General features: G+C 58.8%; 18 protein-coding genes. 16 read left to right on the forward strand and 2 right to left on the reverse strand.

Annotated elements, in window-relative coordinates; translation table 11 throughout:
* The first annotated feature begins 15 nt into the window (after window positions 1–15).
* Genes K2Q04_RS21200 through K2Q04_RS21240 form a run of 9 tightly spaced genes read left to right on the forward strand, consistent with a single transcriptional unit; the run spans window position 16 to window position 6527 of the window.
* Window positions 16–1230 (forward strand): type II secretion system F family protein, encoded by a 1215-nt coding sequence (locus K2Q04_RS21200; protein WP_291167366.1) that lies wholly within the window; start codon window positions 16–18, stop codon window positions 1228–1230.
* A 40-nt stretch (window positions 1231–1270) separates the two neighbouring features.
* On the forward strand, window positions 1271–1765 hold the full coding sequence (gspG, locus tag K2Q04_RS21205) for a type II secretion system major pseudopilin GspG (protein ID WP_291167369.1): 495 nt from the start codon (window positions 1271–1273) through the stop codon (window positions 1763–1765).
* Entirely contained in the window at window positions 1746–2219 is a 474-nt protein-coding gene (locus tag K2Q04_RS21210) for a GspH/FimT family pseudopilin (RefSeq protein ID WP_291167373.1), read from the forward strand. Before gspG ends, K2Q04_RS21210 begins: the two co-directional genes overlap by 20 nt.
* Entirely contained in the window at window positions 2164–2607 is a 444-nt protein-coding gene (locus K2Q04_RS21215; protein WP_291167376.1) for a prepilin-type N-terminal cleavage/methylation domain-containing protein, read from the forward strand. Before K2Q04_RS21210 ends, K2Q04_RS21215 begins: the two co-directional genes overlap by 56 nt.
* Window positions 2600–3379, forward strand: coding sequence for a type II secretion system protein J (locus K2Q04_RS21220; protein ID WP_291167492.1), 780 nt, complete (start codon window positions 2600–2602; stop codon window positions 3377–3379). Before K2Q04_RS21215 ends, K2Q04_RS21220 begins: the two co-directional genes overlap by 8 nt.
* Entirely contained in the window at window positions 3372–4298 is a 927-nt protein-coding gene (locus K2Q04_RS21225; RefSeq protein ID WP_291167379.1) for a type II secretion system protein GspK, read from the forward strand. Before K2Q04_RS21220 ends, K2Q04_RS21225 begins: the two co-directional genes overlap by 8 nt.
* Before the next feature lie 34 nt (window positions 4299–4332).
* The gene (gene pilM / locus K2Q04_RS21230; protein ID WP_291167382.1) at window positions 4333–5430 is read left to right on the forward strand and encodes a pilus assembly protein PilM; all 1098 of its coding nucleotides are present in this window, start codon (window positions 4333–4335) and stop codon (window positions 5428–5430) included.
* Complete coding sequence (gene gspM, locus K2Q04_RS21235; protein ID WP_291167385.1) at window positions 5427–6005, forward strand: type II secretion system protein GspM; 579 nt, start codon at window positions 5427–5429, stop codon at window positions 6003–6005. Before pilM ends, gspM begins: the two co-directional genes overlap by 4 nt.
* 3 nt (window positions 6006–6008) lie before the next feature.
* On the forward strand, window positions 6009–6527 hold the full coding sequence (locus K2Q04_RS21240) for a hypothetical protein (protein ID WP_291167388.1): 519 nt from the start codon (window positions 6009–6011) through the stop codon (window positions 6525–6527).
* Window positions 6528–6579: 52 nt separating this feature from the next.
* On the opposite strand, the gene K2Q04_RS21245 is transcribed toward K2Q04_RS21240, so the two are convergent.
* On the reverse strand, window positions 6580–7062 hold the full coding sequence (locus K2Q04_RS21245) for a hypothetical protein (RefSeq protein ID WP_291167389.1): 483 nt from the start codon (window positions 7060–7062) through the stop codon (window positions 6580–6582).
* A 145-nt stretch (window positions 7063–7207) separates the two neighbouring features.
* On the opposite strand from K2Q04_RS21245, the gene K2Q04_RS21250 reads away from it, so the two are divergent.
* On the forward strand, window positions 7208–7828 hold the full coding sequence (locus tag K2Q04_RS21250) for a TIGR02466 family protein (RefSeq protein WP_291167390.1): 621 nt from the start codon (window positions 7208–7210) through the stop codon (window positions 7826–7828).
* A 55-nt stretch (window positions 7829–7883) separates the two neighbouring features.
* Complete coding sequence (locus tag K2Q04_RS21255; protein WP_291167393.1) at window positions 7884–8345, forward strand: copper resistance protein CopC; 462 nt, start codon at window positions 7884–7886, stop codon at window positions 8343–8345.
* Between the two features lie 324 nt (window positions 8346–8669).
* On the opposite strand, the gene K2Q04_RS21260 is transcribed toward K2Q04_RS21255, so the two are convergent.
* Window positions 8670–10676, reverse strand: a complete 2007-nt coding sequence (locus K2Q04_RS21260) for a hypothetical protein (protein ID WP_291167396.1) — start codon at window positions 10674–10676, stop codon at window positions 8670–8672.
* Between the two features lie 278 nt (window positions 10677–10954).
* Between K2Q04_RS21260 and K2Q04_RS21265 the strand changes: the two genes are divergently transcribed.
* The 5 genes from K2Q04_RS21265 to K2Q04_RS21285 all read left to right on the forward strand — a co-directional run bounded on the left by K2Q04_RS21265 (window position 10955) and on the right by K2Q04_RS21285 (window position 15209).
* Complete coding sequence (locus tag K2Q04_RS21265) at window positions 10955–11818, forward strand: peptidylprolyl isomerase (protein ID WP_291167398.1); 864 nt, start codon at window positions 10955–10957, stop codon at window positions 11816–11818.
* Window positions 11815–12798, forward strand: coding sequence for a HupE/UreJ family protein (locus K2Q04_RS21270; protein ID WP_291167401.1), 984 nt, complete (start codon window positions 11815–11817; stop codon window positions 12796–12798). Before K2Q04_RS21265 ends, K2Q04_RS21270 begins: the two co-directional genes overlap by 4 nt.
* A 30-nt stretch (window positions 12799–12828) precedes the next feature.
* Window positions 12829–13440, forward strand: coding sequence for a HupE/UreJ family protein (locus K2Q04_RS21275; RefSeq protein WP_291167404.1), 612 nt, complete (start codon window positions 12829–12831; stop codon window positions 13438–13440).
* Window positions 13437–14060, forward strand: a complete 624-nt coding sequence (locus K2Q04_RS21280) for a HupE/UreJ family protein (RefSeq protein WP_291167407.1) — start codon at window positions 13437–13439, stop codon at window positions 14058–14060. The genes K2Q04_RS21275 and K2Q04_RS21280 overlap by 4 nt, the downstream gene beginning before the upstream one ends.
* A 363-nt stretch (window positions 14061–14423) precedes the next feature.
* Complete coding sequence (locus K2Q04_RS21285; RefSeq protein WP_291167410.1) at window positions 14424–15209, forward strand: hypothetical protein; 786 nt, start codon at window positions 14424–14426, stop codon at window positions 15207–15209.
* Window positions 15210–15284: the final 75 nt, after the last annotated feature.

Here is a 15284-nt window from a genome sequence, read left to right on the forward strand (position 1 = left end):
CCGCGAGGATCTCCAGTGACTCTCTACCGATACAGCGCTGTTACCCGCAGCGGCGGCAAGCTGACCGGCGAAATGGAAGCCGTAAGTCCCGCCAGCGTTATCGAGTACCTGAACAAACTCGGACACATGGCGATCGATGTCAGCGAAGGTAAGCGCGCTGGCAAAGGGAACGGCGCGATCGGAAATATCTCCGTCAAAACCTCCAACAGCCAGATCACCCTCTTCACGCGCGAGCTGGCCATGCTGCTGAAAGCGGGCCTGCCACTCGATCAATGTCTCGGCTTCTTGCAAAGTGATGCACGCTCCAAAAACATGAAGCGGCTCATCGGCGACATCGCCGGGCTGATCAGGAGTGGAAAGAGTTTCCACGAAGCACTGGAGGCCCAAGGCAAGGCATTCCCGCCCATCTACGTCAGCATGGTGCGCGTCGCCGAGGCGAGCGGCACGCTCGAGCCCGTTCTCGATCGCATCGTGCAATGGCGCGAGAAAGCGCAAAAGCTCCGCGGCAAAGCCCTGTCGCAAGTTCTCTATCCGAGCATCTTGATTGTCGTCGCCATCGCCGCCGTCGCGATCATGCTTCTGTTCGTCGTGCCGCGCTTCAAGCAAATGATCATTCAGGGCGGGACAACTATTCCTGAACAGGCCCGCGTCGTTATCGGAGCATCGGATTGGCTTATCGCCAATGGCCACTATTTGCTCATCGGGCTCAGCATCGCCGTACTGGCAATCATCTTTGCCTGGCAACGGGGACTCGGCCGGCAAAGGATCGAGACGTCGCTGCTTCGTATGCCGCTGATTGGCACCATTATGCAGCTCAATCTCACGATCCGCTTCTGTCGCGCACTCGGAATTCTGCTTGAGAATGGAGTTGCATTGCCCGTCGCGATGAAGCTTGTGCGTGACGTCATCGGCAGCAAGTTCGCGGCCGACGTTCTCGACGAAACCTACGACGCGCTTCGCAAAGGAAAGAGTTTCATCGAACCGTTGTCACGCTCCGGCTTGTTCCCGCCCGTCGTCGTCAACATGCTCCGCGTCGGCGAAGAGACCGGCAACCTGACGGCCTCTCTCTCCCACATGGCGGACATGTTCGAGGAAAAACTCGAAACGTCGGTGCAGCGGACTTTCACGATCCTGGAGCCCGTCATCATTCTGCTCGTGAGCGGATTTGTCGCCGGCATCATCATGTCCATTCTGAGCGCCGTCATCAGCGTCAATGACTTGGCGCTCTAGCAACATCGACACACGATCGAAAAGGAAGGCCATGTTTTCAATGCTGCATCTTTCGCGCCGCAGACGCCATGGAGAGTCAAAGGACCGTCACCGCAAGCACGACGGCCGCAACACACGGGACCGATCCCACGAGGCAGGCTTTACGCTCATCGAACTTCTAGTGGTGATGGTGATCCTCGTGCTTCTCGCGAGCCTCGTTGCGCCGCGCGTCATAGGTTATCTCGGCAGCTCGCGTACGAAGACCGCCAAGGTCCAGATCGCGAGCCTGAGCACCTCGCTTGAATTGTTCAAGCTCGATACAGGCCGTTATCCAGATGCACGCGAGGGACTGAGCGCGCTCGTGCAGCGGCCTTCCGGCGTCAATGCCTGGAACGGCCCCTATCTCAAGATCGATCGGGTGCCGCTCGATCCCTGGGGACAGCCCTACATTTACCGCTTCCCGGGCCAGCACGGCGCCTTCGACATCATTTCGCTGGGCGCCGATAAGCGTGAGGGTGGAGCAGGCGAGGATCAGGATGTTTCGACCGGGGATTAGCGCGCCCGGCAATCACGCCGCCGGCTTCACGCTGCTCGAGGTTCTGGCCGTTATGGTTGTTGTCGGCATGATGGTCGTCGCGTTGTCGGCATTCAATCGCCCCGGAACGGCCGCGCTGGAGCTGAAGGCGGCTGCGATAGAGACAGCTTCCCGCTTACGCGATCTGCGCTCCACTGCCATCGCCAGGGGAAAGGACCGCGTCGCCATCATCGACGTCAATGCCCGCCGGGTCGCGTTCGACGATGGACGCGCGCCCGTCACTATCAATCGCGCCATTGCTGTCGACGTGACTGCCGCTGAAAGCGAACGCCGCTCCCCGACGACGAGCGGAATTCGCTTCTTTCCGAACGGCAGCTCCACGGGAGCGACGATTAAACTGAGTTCTGAAAGGCAAGCCTATGAGGTTCGCGTCAACTGGCTCACAGGCCGCGTGTCGACAAGGGTGCTCAATTGAGGAGCTGGCTGCGGATCCTCAAGCAGGCTTCACGCTTCTCGAGACCATGACGGCTCTGACGATCCTCGCAATTGCGTTCGTCGGCCTATACGAGGCGCACGCGACCGCCATGCGGGCGGCGAGTGCTGCGACAGACGGAACGAGAGCGCGAATTATTGCACAATCCATGCTCGCCGAAGCAACCCGCGGGTGGAATATTCATCCAGGTTCCCGCAAAGGCTCGGACGGCCGCTTCAACTGGTCAATCGATATCGCGCGGGAGGAGGCTCCTTGGGCCAGTATCAAATCCCAACAATGGCGCCTCAACCGCATCCGCGTCGCTGTCACCTGGGACCGCGCGAGACGCCTCCAACTTGATACGCTGAAGTTCGGTCGTGTCGATGAATAGCTTCGCACCGATGCTTCAGAACCAGACGAAGTTCCGCTTCAAGCGGGCTGACGAAGCCGGCTTCACGCTCATCGAATTGCTCGTCAGCATCACGATTCTGAGCGTCGTCCTCGGGCTCTTGGGTGTTGGGATCCGAACCTTCTCGACGAACTGGGAGGCGAATTCAAAACATATCGAGACCTTGGACATGGTCTCCCGCGCATATGACATCCTGAAAAGAGATGCAGCCGGCCTGCAGCGCTTGATCAACGCCAACGGGGAATATCCGCGCTACGTCTTTTCCGGCACGCGCGATGCGCTCTCCTTCGTCACCGTCGAGCCGCCTTACCCATCTGAAACGGGTCTCTATTTCGTCAGCTATTCGGCCGCAGCAGCAGGCCAAGGCACAGAGCTGATCAGAGCGCGCGCACCCTATCAGACCGCCATGCAGACTTTTCCGGGCGCGACGCCCGCAAATCGCGTGTCTTTGCTCGAGGGATCGTTCGTCTATCGATTTTCCTACGCCGTGGCGAGCGATGGCCAGAAAGGTTGGCTTATGTCGTGGCCCTACGCGAACCGGCTGCCCGGTCTCGTCCGCCTCGAGATCATCGACGTCAGTGAGAAGAAGCCCCTCACGCCGCCGCTCGTAGTCGCCATTCGCGCCGATGCGGAACTTGCCTGCATCGAGGATAAGTCTCCGCTTTGCAGCGCCTCGACGGACGGCGCACTTGGGAAAGCATCAAACAGTGATCAAGACGAAGCCAACGCCAGAGAGAAAGCTGGACATGAGTAGACCGATATTTCCACTCCCGGACGGGTGCAGCGACACAGAGACGGGCAGACAAAGTGGTGTAGCGCTCCTCATCGTTCTCTGGATCGTCGCGTCCGCGGCTCTTCTCGTGTCGGCCTTCGGTGTCACCGCCCGCAGCGGAGCGTCCTTGGCATCGTCTGAAATTCAGATAACGAGTGCAGAAGCGCTTCTCGATGCGGGCGCCGAAATCGCGGCCGCACATTTGATCGATGACGATGAGGATCTCCGTTGGCTGGCGGACGGCAGGCCCCACCATGTGGTGTTTGCTGGCGCTAACCTGAAGATCACCATGGCGGACCCCAACGGTCTCATCGACTTGAACCGAGCCGATGGCGACCTTCTACTCGGCCTCTTTCGGCAATTCACCTCGTCTGACCAACAAGCGAGAGAAATCCGCGATCGCATTCTCCAGGTCCGCGGCGAGACGGTCGGCGATTTGGACCAGAATACTAAAATTAGCAGCGCAAAATCGATCGATCCATCGCGACCTGCAGCTTTCCTAGATGTCACGCAACTCCGTTACGTCGAGGGCATGACGCTCGAACTCTACAAGCAGCTCCTGCCGTACCTCACCGTCTATAGCCGCGAGGGTCTTGTAAATCCTCGGTTCGCACCAGACTCCGTTCTCTCCTCAATTCCCAACATGACCCTATTCGATATCGAGAAGGTGCGGACGTACGTGCGGACCGCCGTCGAAGACCAGTCGAGTGCTCCTGCAGTGATGGACAAAGTCAGCTCCTTCTTCACCGACGAGACCGGCCCTGCCTACTTGGTGTCTGTCGAAACGCAGACGCCCCGCCAGGACTATCGTGCAGCCAAAGCGTTCGTTCTCATCCCCGCTTTCGATAACGATGCCCCCTACCGCGTGATTTCCGAACGTCCCATTGCACTCCTCAATTGACCGACATGCAGCACGAGATCGCCCGAGCAGAACCATGACCGTAGACGAACTCTCCAGCGCCGCAGCTCAACTTTATTCGCGATGGATCCGCGACTTGAGCCGCATACTGACGGCCCGCAACTCGGGACCGCGCGGCTGGAGCACGCTTATCCTAAACGCCCCTGAAGGAATGTCTGTGCACGCCAACGACGCGAGCGCTAACGGACTTGTCCTAAAACTCTCGCCGAACGCCGCCCCCGAGGAGATCGCGGCACTGAAAAAGCGTGCCATTCAGGAAGCAAGCAAAGACCGCAGGAAGATTCTATTACGGCTGTCGGCAAGCGATATCGTCGACCGTACAATTCAAATTCCAACCGCCGCAAGTGATCTCGTCGAGCCCCTTCTGCGAAACCAGATGGATCGCATCGTCCCGTGGCCGGTGGACGAGACCCACTATGGCTACCAGATCGTCGGCACCAATGCGGACGCGCCGGACCAACTCGACATCTACGTCGCTGCAACGACGCGAAAGATCGTCGACAACGCATTGCATCGAGCTCACGCGCTCGGACTGAGACCATACGCGGTCGACTTCGCATCGGAACCCGCAGCAGCGACTGGTATCGAACTCCTGTCCCTGGAAGCGGATGCGCTAAAGCAGACCGGGCATGTGCTGCACATTGTGTTGATGGTTCTTCTCGCGGCAAGCGTCGCGATGGGAAGCTTCGGCTTCTACTTGGACTTCGACCGTACGTCCCGGAACGATGGCCTCGAAGAGAAAATTACCGCCGCCAAATCGCAAGTCGAGGAGATCACGAAGCTCAACGACGAAAATACGCGCCTCAAGGAACAGCGCGAGCATCTGACCAAGCGCAAAATCACCGAGCCGCCTGCATTTCTCCTATTCGAAGCCATGAGCCGGGCATTGCCGGACAGCGCCTACCTTACGGAGTTTGAAATCCACGGCCGCGAGACTCGTATCGTTGGAAAGTCCGATGACCCAACGGCATTGATCACGACACTCGAGGACAGCCCGCATTTTGAGGACGTTCGCTTTTCCGCTCCGACAACACGCCAAGAAGGCGACACCGTCGGGACATTCTCCATCGTCGGCCGCGCCGAAGGCGGCGCAAACTTGGAAGCCCAGCCATGAACGCGCGCTCTAAGATATCCGCCAGCGTCGCTTCCCTTTCTGTATTGGCCGCCGCACTCTCGCTCATGGTGCTATTCGCAGCCGCGCCTTTCGTGCGCTTGAGCACAATCGATGCCGCCATAGCGGAACATCAGGTGGAACTATCGAAGCTCCAACAGCAGTTGGCCACGGAGGGAGGGGTTCGTAAGGAGAACAGCGAATTGGCCATGCTCGGGCAGGACACGGATCTGCTTCTCAAAGGCGAGACCACAGGCATCGCGGGCGCCAACCTGCAAAAATTGCTGAATAATCTCGTGGTCGCGCACGACGGAGCCGCATCAAGCTTTCAAATCCTGCCGCCGCAGGAGGATGGAAATTTGGTGCGCATTCCGATGAGTCTTTCGATCAGCGTCGGAGTCGATGGGCTCCGCGATATTCTTTACGACCTGGAAACAGGCACGCCGTTGATCTTCCTCGATGAGATTGCCATCCGGTCCAAGCAGGGCGATTTCAACACCCCCGATCCGAATTACATCGGCCCCTACGATGTGACGCTTCAGTTGAGCGGTTTCTCCAAAAAGAACGGGACGCCCTGAGGGATGAAGCAGTACCGTCTCCACCTGATGATCGTGGCTTGTCTGGCTCTTGCCTGCCTGGTCTGGTTCGACAACCAGCAGCCAAACCCCATAGCCTCCGCGCCGGCCATCGCATCCGGCGAACCGCAAAAACAAACCGATCCCGACTTGTCATCAGACGATGGAAACGAGGCGCCGGGACAAATCTCAATCGGCAATCCTTTGGTAGCGATCGCGAAAGAAGATCTGAGGGATACGGTCGAGCGCCCTCTGCTCGCGCCAAGCCGCAGGCGCCCGGACGAGGCCAAGACTGCCAAGCACCAGGACGCGCCGGCCGGTGAGAAGCCAGTCTACGAATTACTCGGCGTGGTTCTCAACGGAGATCGTGCAATAGCGCTCCTGCGCAATGCGGCCGATGGAACGAGCTTTCGAGTCGAGAGCGGGGATATGGTGGGCAGCTGGCGCGTTGCGAGGGTGGAAACAGCGTCCGTGTTTCTGGAGCGCAGCGATGGCACATCGCTCTCCGTGAACCTCAGTCACTAGAGAAACGGCGCAGTACATGGCATGTGGATCTACACGCACATGCTCAGAAAACTCATTCGTCCGGACCGCTTCCAACATTTCGCGGACGAGTGCGTTTCCCGTCGTCGGAATATGCCTGACTAGGCGCTTCCGGAGCATGGCCTGCGGCCCCATTCACAGCGGCCTTCGCCTGGCGGGCGCCATAAACAGCATCGATGACGATGACCTTCTCGATGCCGCTAACGGTATCGGCTGAGCGAACGATAACGTGGTTGCGGTTGCGAAGCAGGCGCTCGAGAATGCTGTTGAGGTTTCCAGAGAGAGTTGCGGACAGCGTGTCGCCGCCCTCGTCGACCTTCTCCACTCCCAGAATTTTGAATCCGTATTTTGCTCCGAGGTTCTGAAGGATAGCGCCCATGGCCATGTCTTCGATCGTGAGCGTTACGTTGTCACGCGGACTATCGCCAGCGACAGTCAGACCGGCAGCTTGCAGAGGTTGCGCACAAAGTGGGAAGACGCAAGCCACAATAAGAAGATGGCGATAAGCCTTCAGCATTTCCCCTCCGAAACGTTTTTCGGGCGGGACAATGGCGCGATGCCGGTTGGCGCGCTACCGAAATATTCCGGTGCTTTTACTGTCATCGGTTGTTCACATGACAAAGGCAAAAGGGCGCGGCTAACTTCGGAGACACTCAGCATTCATGAGCCAAATTGCTCAGCTATTTCCCACTCCGGTGATGCGCGTTGAAAAGCTTTTGGATGAAGACTTGATACGCCGGTTGACAGGCGAGTTCGCAGCTTCCCGCAAGCTTGATAACGACAAATCGAACCAGCTGTCGCATAGCGAAATTATGAGCCCGGGCGGTCGAGAGTCTTTTCTCGAGGTGAGCGAGCTCATCCGGCCCAAGCTTGTCGAGTTCGGTGCTCTACTATTCGGCGAAGACCTCGAGTGGATGATCAAAGAGATCTGGATCAACATCCTGGAAACCGGCGGAAAGCAAGCGATCCACACGCATGCGAATAGCTTCGTATCAGGCGTGCTCTACCTGACAAACTCTCATCGCTCTGCGAATCTGGTATTTCACAAGAGCCTCGGCGGCACCGATTTCATCTTCAGCAATCAGAACAAGAATGTGAAATACGGTCCGTTCAACGGCAGTAAATGGGCAATGCCGGCGATCTCTGCCGGGGACCTCGTTTTGTTTCCGAGCTATTTGCTTCACGAAGTGCCGGTGAATCACGGCAACCGGCGCATTTCGGTTGCCTTCAACGCGGTTCCCAAACGGCTCGATTCATTCGGCTATGCGGTCAACTTCTCTTGAAACTTGATGACGCTTGCTTTCCAGACCAAGGCCCCTCGTCCAAAAGAAGATGATCATGAGGACCGTTACCGTGATCGGCGTCTACATCCCCATGCTGGTACTTGGAGCATCGCTGCTCATGCCGGCGCAGGCAAGCTCTCAGGAAATGTATGACGCCTCCGTTCCCTCCGTCGGCGATATCCTCAGAGATCCCCCGACGAAGATGCAGATCACTTTCTCGGAGGAAATTCATGTGACCGAGGTCCGGCTTGTCGGCGTCGACAACGGGCGCGAGATATGGCCGATCGAATGGCCAAAGACGGATGAGGATGTCTTCAAGGTCGAGATCGCGGTGACCAAGCCGCTGCCGCCAGGCAAATATCAGATCGAATGGATTGCCGATGTGCGGCAGCACCATCACTCGGATGGCGGCGTCATTCCCTTCACCGTCACGTCCCAAGACCTGCCGCACCAGAGCAATCCACTAATGCCGGTGGCAGTACCTCCTGAAAATGCCGCGCCGCCAGATATCCCTTGAACATCTATGCCAAGGCCGAAAGGTTGTAGCCTCAGAAGCTGCCCTGCTTTGGTCTCGTCCGGCCATCACGCTCCCTCGCGTCTGCTTCGTTGAATCGGTAATAGACGCGCCAATAGACGGCAACGCGGCGCGCGGCTATTGAGCCGCTCAGAATTTTTCATGCTTTGAAATAGATACATGGCGCAGCCCCGAGGGCCGCGGCTCCGCCGTATCCGCCTTTGCATAGCGCTTGCGAAAAAGAAAACTGGGGGCCCGGAACCCGGCCCCCAGTCGCATCTCTAGATAAGACGGTGCGACCGCTAGATAACGATCGCACCTCTGCCTTTAGTTCTTCGCGAGCTGCTGTGCGAGCTCGGCGTTCTTCTCAACCAGAAGCTTCGGCTGATCAGATACACGGACGAAGATCGGGTTCGTGTAGAACCACAGATCCGCCCAAGCTGCGACGTCGTAGCTCGAGATCTTCTGGCCGTTCAAGACCTGCATGTGCGCGGGGCAAGACTTGTCGGTGCAGGGGATCGTGTTCTTCGCATCCGTAACTGCCGTCGGATCGAGATCCGCCAGCGGGTTGCCCTGAGCATCGGTCTCGACCGGCGTCGAACGAGGCAGGTTGGTGCCGCGCGCACGGATGTACTGGTTGCTCTGGACGTTCGGGATAACGAAGCTCATCGTACGCGTCTGGCCCTTCTTCGTCCACTTGCTGCCATCGAACGTGGCATAAATGGCAGCCGAGGAGTTGGTCGCGTCCGTGTACTTCGCATCAGTCGGCGCGATAACGCCCGTGATTTCGCCGCGGATGAAATCGACATGGTCAAGCTTCGGCTTGTTCAGCGGTTGCTTGATTCCAACCTGGAGCAGCGATGGGTTGTTGAACTTGTACGGCGAGTTATTCGCCTTGTCCGGATCGGTAACCGTGAGCGTGATCCGAACCGACTTGCCGCGAGGAACAACCAAAGTCTCGCCCATTTTAGCGGGAGCTGCCGTACTCGGGCAGGGCTTTTTCTTGTTGTGGCTCTCGCATTCCTCGACAATCTCTGCCTTGTAAGACAACTCGCCAGAGATCAGGTCACCCGAAACCGAGAACGAGTTGCCGGCGCGAACCGCATCGACGATGTATTGCGGACGCAGCAGAACTGAACGGCTGCCAGCACGCGGGATGTAGAGCTTCTGATATTCGCCAGGATAGAAGTCCTGCGTCGATTCACGAACGTACGGGCTGAACGCGCCGCGGTTGTGCCAATCGGAGCTCGCATAGAAGAACCAATTGCGGCCTTCGCCCAGCATTGCATCCCACAGGCCGCCGATCTTGGCGCCGTAAATGCCCGTGCCGCCAAAGGTCGTTACGCCAGCGGAGTCGATGCCCGCACCGCCGAAATTCTTGCGATACTCGCCGCGGTTATTGCTGGCCTGATGGCCCGGCATCGTTTCGAAGCCGACTGCAACCGTCGGGCCCGCATTATTGAAGTCGCGGAAGTGCTCGACGTTGAAGCCACGGTTGCCGTTCGGGTCGAACACGCCAGCGCGCTCGACGTGAGCAGGAACGTAGTAGCTCTGCAGCGGATAATGGGCCTGCATCCAGGCAACGCTGGGAACGGCTTTGTTCATGTGGTTCGCAGTGCCCAGACCGGCGCCCGTGGCATTCGCCACCTTGCCCTTCCAGATGCCGCTATTGGCGACGCCCGGCGTACCGCCCGGACCGCTCATATCCGTGTCGCTGCGATCGAACCGGTATTCGAACTCGGCGAGCGCGTCGGCGTTGCCCGTGCGGCCTTTCCAATCCCAAGAACGCTGCGCGCCGAGAACCGTGCTGCTGACGTGCTCATGGCCGGGAGAGTTTGTCTCGAGGCCAACGTACAGCATCGGATTTTTGAGCTTCTTCGACATCCGCGAAACTTCGGGATACACGATTTCCTGAAGCATCTGCCAACGCCACATGGCGCGGTGAGGGAGTCCATCCGGAGAGCTCGAAGTCGAGTTCACGACGTCGCCTTTGATTGCGCCGGCGCCGATCGTCTGTTCCCAGAGCTTGCCACTGCCCGTCTTCGAGGAATCACCTTCCGGATCGTCGTAACGGCAATCACGTGTGTAGCTGCCGCCGTGGCCGGCCTGTGCCATCCAGTCAAGATCGAACGTATTGATCGACTTGGTGATCATCGTCTCGAGCGAGGTGGTGCCGTCGGTGCAGGTGGTGTGGTTGTGAAAGTCACCCGCCATATAGCTGTCAGTTTCAGCGGAATTTCCGGCGTTGGCCGGCGCGAACCCGGCAACGCTCGCTGCGATCACCAGCGCGGACGCTTGCGCGACACGGCGACTGTACGAATCTGATTTAGACATACCCCTCAACTTCCCTTTAGCCTCTTGATTAAACCGCTTCAGAGCGGACCGCGCGACGGATAACTACTGACGATGACAGAGGTCTGAAGGAAAAATAACAGCGTCCCAGGAAAGCGACCCGTCGGCGCAAATTGAACGAAACTCATTTCGCTCCATCGCTTTGCACTGTCATAGGCCCGACATCTCGGTGCGGTTAATCGCAGTTTGCTCGCGCAGTGAGTGCCGGCCACACGCGGCCGAATTCCGCGACCGAGATGTTAGGGAGTCCAATAGCCGTTATGACTTTCACGCCGCCTGCCGACGGCAGAACGATGCCGTCAACAGACGTTCCACGGAATTCAGCATTTGCAAGTTTGGCGCGCGAACCGCTTCTGCACTTTCTGCTGATCGGCGCACTATTGTTTGCAGTCCACGCCGCCGTTACGCCATCAGTGAGCAAAGAGCGACTCATCGAAGTGACGCCTGAGGTTCGGCAATCAATCATCGACCTCTACAAAGAGAAGCACGACATCGAGCCGAGCAAAGCCGAGCTCTCGCGCTTGATCGATAATTGGATCCTCAACGAGGTGACCTATCGCGAGGCTCTCGCACAGGGCCTTGACCGCGGCGACGACATGATCCGCGAGCGGATCATGCAGAAAATGCGCCTTCTCGTATTTGGCAACGTCAACGTCGAAGAGCCGACCCAACAACAACTTTCGGAATGGTTCGAAGAGCGACGCGGCCAGTACGACGTTCCAGATTTTGTCAGCTTCTTCGAGGTCCCTTTCACCGGACCGGAAGCCGAAACCCAGGCCAAAACGACGCTTCAACAGATCGAATCCGGCAGCGAGCCGGAAGAGGTGCGGTTGCGCGCGCAAATTTTTGCCGACCGCCCGAAGCCAAGTCTCGAGTCATCCTTCGGCAAGACATTTGTCGACCAGATCGCCGCCCTCCCAGTCGGCAAGTGGACGGCGCTGCAGTCAGCTGCTGGCTGGCATATCATCCGTCTCGACTCTTTCGTTCCCGGCCACGCCGTTCGAATGGACGAGATCCAGACCCAGCTCATCAACGAGTGGAAAGACGACCGCGCGCGCCGCCTGGGCGTGGCCGCAATACGCGACATGGCGAAGGCCTACGTCGTCAAGCGCGGTGAGCCATGATCGGTGCTGCGCGAAACGTGTTCGCCGGTGCGCCAGCACTTTTGTTGACGTTGCTGACCTTCCTCGGCTCCCATTTCTATTCAGCGGGTACGGCAACGGCTCACGAGGCTTCGATGGCCGTGATGACGCTGCGCGAGATGGCGCCTGGCCGCTACTTCACGCAGTGGACGATGCCGCCGACGGAACTGAGCTACCATCCGATTTTTCCTGAACACTGCGTCTGGAATGCGCCCGATCTCAACTGTGGAGAAAAGGGCCTGGTCGGTCAGCTCAGTTTTACCGGCCTCGGCAGCAAGCAATCGGCGGCGATGATCCGGGTCATCACTATGGAAGGCCCGGTCCAAGCCTATACCGTCAGCGCGGCCAATCCTGTCGTGAACGTCGCTCGCGATCCTGGTCACGATCTGAATGCCTGGCTCGACCTTGCCAACACGTACATCAATCTTGGCATCGATCACATCCTGCGTGGCATCGATCACCTTCTGTTTGTTCTCGGGTTGATCTGGCTTGTGCGCGGCCCATGGATGCTCGTTCGCACCATCACGGCTTTCACCGTCGCGCATAGCTTGTCGTTGGCCGCAGCGACATTCGGATGGGTTGGGGTTCCCGAGCGGCCGCTCAATGCAGCCATCGCGCTCAGCATCGTCTTTCTAGGCGTGGAGATCGTCAAGCTTCAGCGCGGTGAGATAGGCCTCACGGCTCGCTATCCTTGGTTTGTCGCCTTCATGTTTGGTCTTCTGCACGGACTGGGTTTCGCCACGGCGCTCACCACCATCGGTATTCCGTCGGCGATCCTGCCGATGGCCCTCCTGTTTTTCAATGTCGGCGTCGAGATCGGACAACTCCTCTTCGTCTTACTCGTCCTCGCGCTGATGTGGGCTCACCGCACAACGCAATCCATGCTGCCTCAATGGGCTGCGGCGTTACCCGCCTACGTCATCGGTAGCGTCGCCTCATTTTGGTTTCTCTCGCGTATCTGAAAGCCAAAGATTTCCCGAAGGAGTAAGGATATGAAAATCGCTTCGCTCAGAACGAGCTTGGCTTGGGCCGCGATATTCGCGCTCATGCCCCTCGCGCCGGCGTTTGCGCACACGGGAACGGGAACGTCCGCTGGTTTGCTGTCCGGCTTCATGCATCCGATCACCGGCGTGGATCACCTCGTCGCCATGGTGGCAGTCGGTCTATGGGGTGCCCAACTCGGCAATCCCGCGATCTGGATACTGCCGATTGCGTTCCCGCTTGTGATGGCGATCGGCGGCCTCTTCGGCGTCTCGGGATTTGATCTGCCCTTCACGGAAATCATGATTGCGATTTCAGGAATTGCGCTCGGGCTAGCGGTCGCGATGAATATCCGCCCTCCGCTTTGGGTCGCTGCCCTCCTTGTAAGCGTCTTCGCTGTTTTCCACGGCTACGCGCATGGACGCGAGCTGCCTGAGGCCGCCGATCCCCTCGCCTTCGGTGTCGGCTTCGTCATCGCCACTGGCCTCTTGCATCTCTGCGGTATCTTGATCGGCGTACTCACCCGTTGGCCGGTCGGCGCACAGCTCGTTCGCGCCAGCGGCGCCGCGATCGGTGCAATCGGTGGATACTTCCTCTTGAGCGCAATGGGATTGGTCGCTTGAAAAAGAGAACGCTGATCCGCGGCTTTGCTGCGGCGCTCGCACTCGTAGGCGTGCCGGCGAGCGCCGATGCACATCTGATCAACACGACCCTCGGCGACTTTTACGGCGGCGTTCTTCATCCGCTCTCCGGTCCTGAGGACATCGTGCCATGGTTTGCGCTCGCAATACTTGCTTCTATTCAGGATCCGCGGAACGCACGCTGGCTGTTGTTCGCATTTCCGGTCGCCCTTGTCGGAGGAGCGCTGCTGTCGGTCGTTGCACCGGCTCTGTCCATCTCTCCAGCCTGGAACCTTGCAGTCATCGTCGTCACCGGCCTGGCTGTTGCAGCAGCCGCCAAACTTCCCTTTCCGATCTTTTTAGGACTCGGCACGCTCATCGCTTTGCTGCACGGCTACCAGAACGGCCAAGCGATGACGCGAGACACGGACCGCCTCCTGTTTATCTGCGGGGTCGGAGCTATCGGTTATGTTTTCGTCACGTTGATTACGGCTCTCGCCATTTCCTTCCGTCAGGGCGGCAGGGATTGGCGACTGATCGCACTGCGAGCAAGCGGAAGCTGGGTCGCCGCAGTGGGCGTCATAATGATAGGGTTGCAACTGCGCACTTCGGCCGCCATGTAAGGTAGTCCGCAAGACAGCAGATGACGCTGAAGAAGTCGCGGACACCGTTATCCATGCGGAAACGTGCCGAACGCGGTGGCGCGCTTGGATCGAATGCAACCAAAATCAAGAACGGAAAATCCGGAAGCAACCATTCGCATCCGCCGCGAATTCCTCCAATGACGGGTCGGCGCGCCCGGAGACTTGACGTGGGCTTTCTCGATTTCTCCGGTCACGTCAGCGAACGGGCCAATGAGCAGGCACTGGTTCACCTTAGGGACCTCGTCTGAGGTGTGCCGGTTGGCGCACATAGAATTAGGTAGTAGAGTTGGATAAGCTGGAACAGCCTGTCTAGTCTTGGGATTAGTCACGGGATGGCTTGCGATGCTGGAATGCAGTCAGCATCTGCTCACGACGCCGCAGCGGTGCACCGCCCTGGCATGGGCCACACTTGCGGCTTTCGCTATCGGGCTAGTCTCAGCTTCCGCCGAGGAAACCGACAAAGCGCAAAAGGCGCCGGAGCGGATCGAAACAAACGCGGCCGCTGAAACCTCGCCGCCTGCGATGACGCTTGAGACATTTCTCGACCGCCTCATGATGGCGGAGTCGAGCGGTCAAGACGGGGCTCGCAATCCGCGTTCCACCGCCGTCGGCCCATTCCAATTCATCAAGGAAACGTTTCTCGACGTCGTCCGACGGCACTTCGCTGAGGAGACGACATCGCTCTCGGCCGTCGCCCTGCTAGGACTGCGCCAGGACCGCGCTTTCGCCCGGCGAGCCGCGGAGGCGTATTCAAAAGACAATGCCGCACACCTTGCGAGCGAAGGCCTGGCGACGAGCTTCACAAATCTGCGCCTCGCATTCATCGCTGGCCCAAGCGGCGCGGTGCGCGTGTTGCGCGCGCCGCCCCAAGCGAGGGTTTCAACACTGCTCAGCTCCGCTGCTATTGCCGCCAATACTTTTTTGGCGCGCATGACCGCACAAGAGCTCATTACCAAGTGCGCCCGCGACCTCAATGTCGATCCCGCCAGCGTGGCCGGCATTGCAGCGGACGCCTCGCCCGCCCGCCCGAGGATTGAGGTCAAGTGCAATCAGAAGCTACCGTCCTGCCGACGCTGGGTGGCACTCCGCTTGGCGCAGCCCGACCGGAACCTCGCGCGAGATGACTGAAAATCGGAGCTAACCGGTAACGTCAGGAGTAGGTCCATGCGGGGTTCAATTCGCTTTTGGAAGTTGTCCTCATTG

This window comes from Hyphomicrobium sp., assembly GCF_019753045.1.
Classification (GTDB): Bacteria; Pseudomonadota; Alphaproteobacteria; order Rhizobiales; family Hyphomicrobiaceae; genus Hyphomicrobium_B.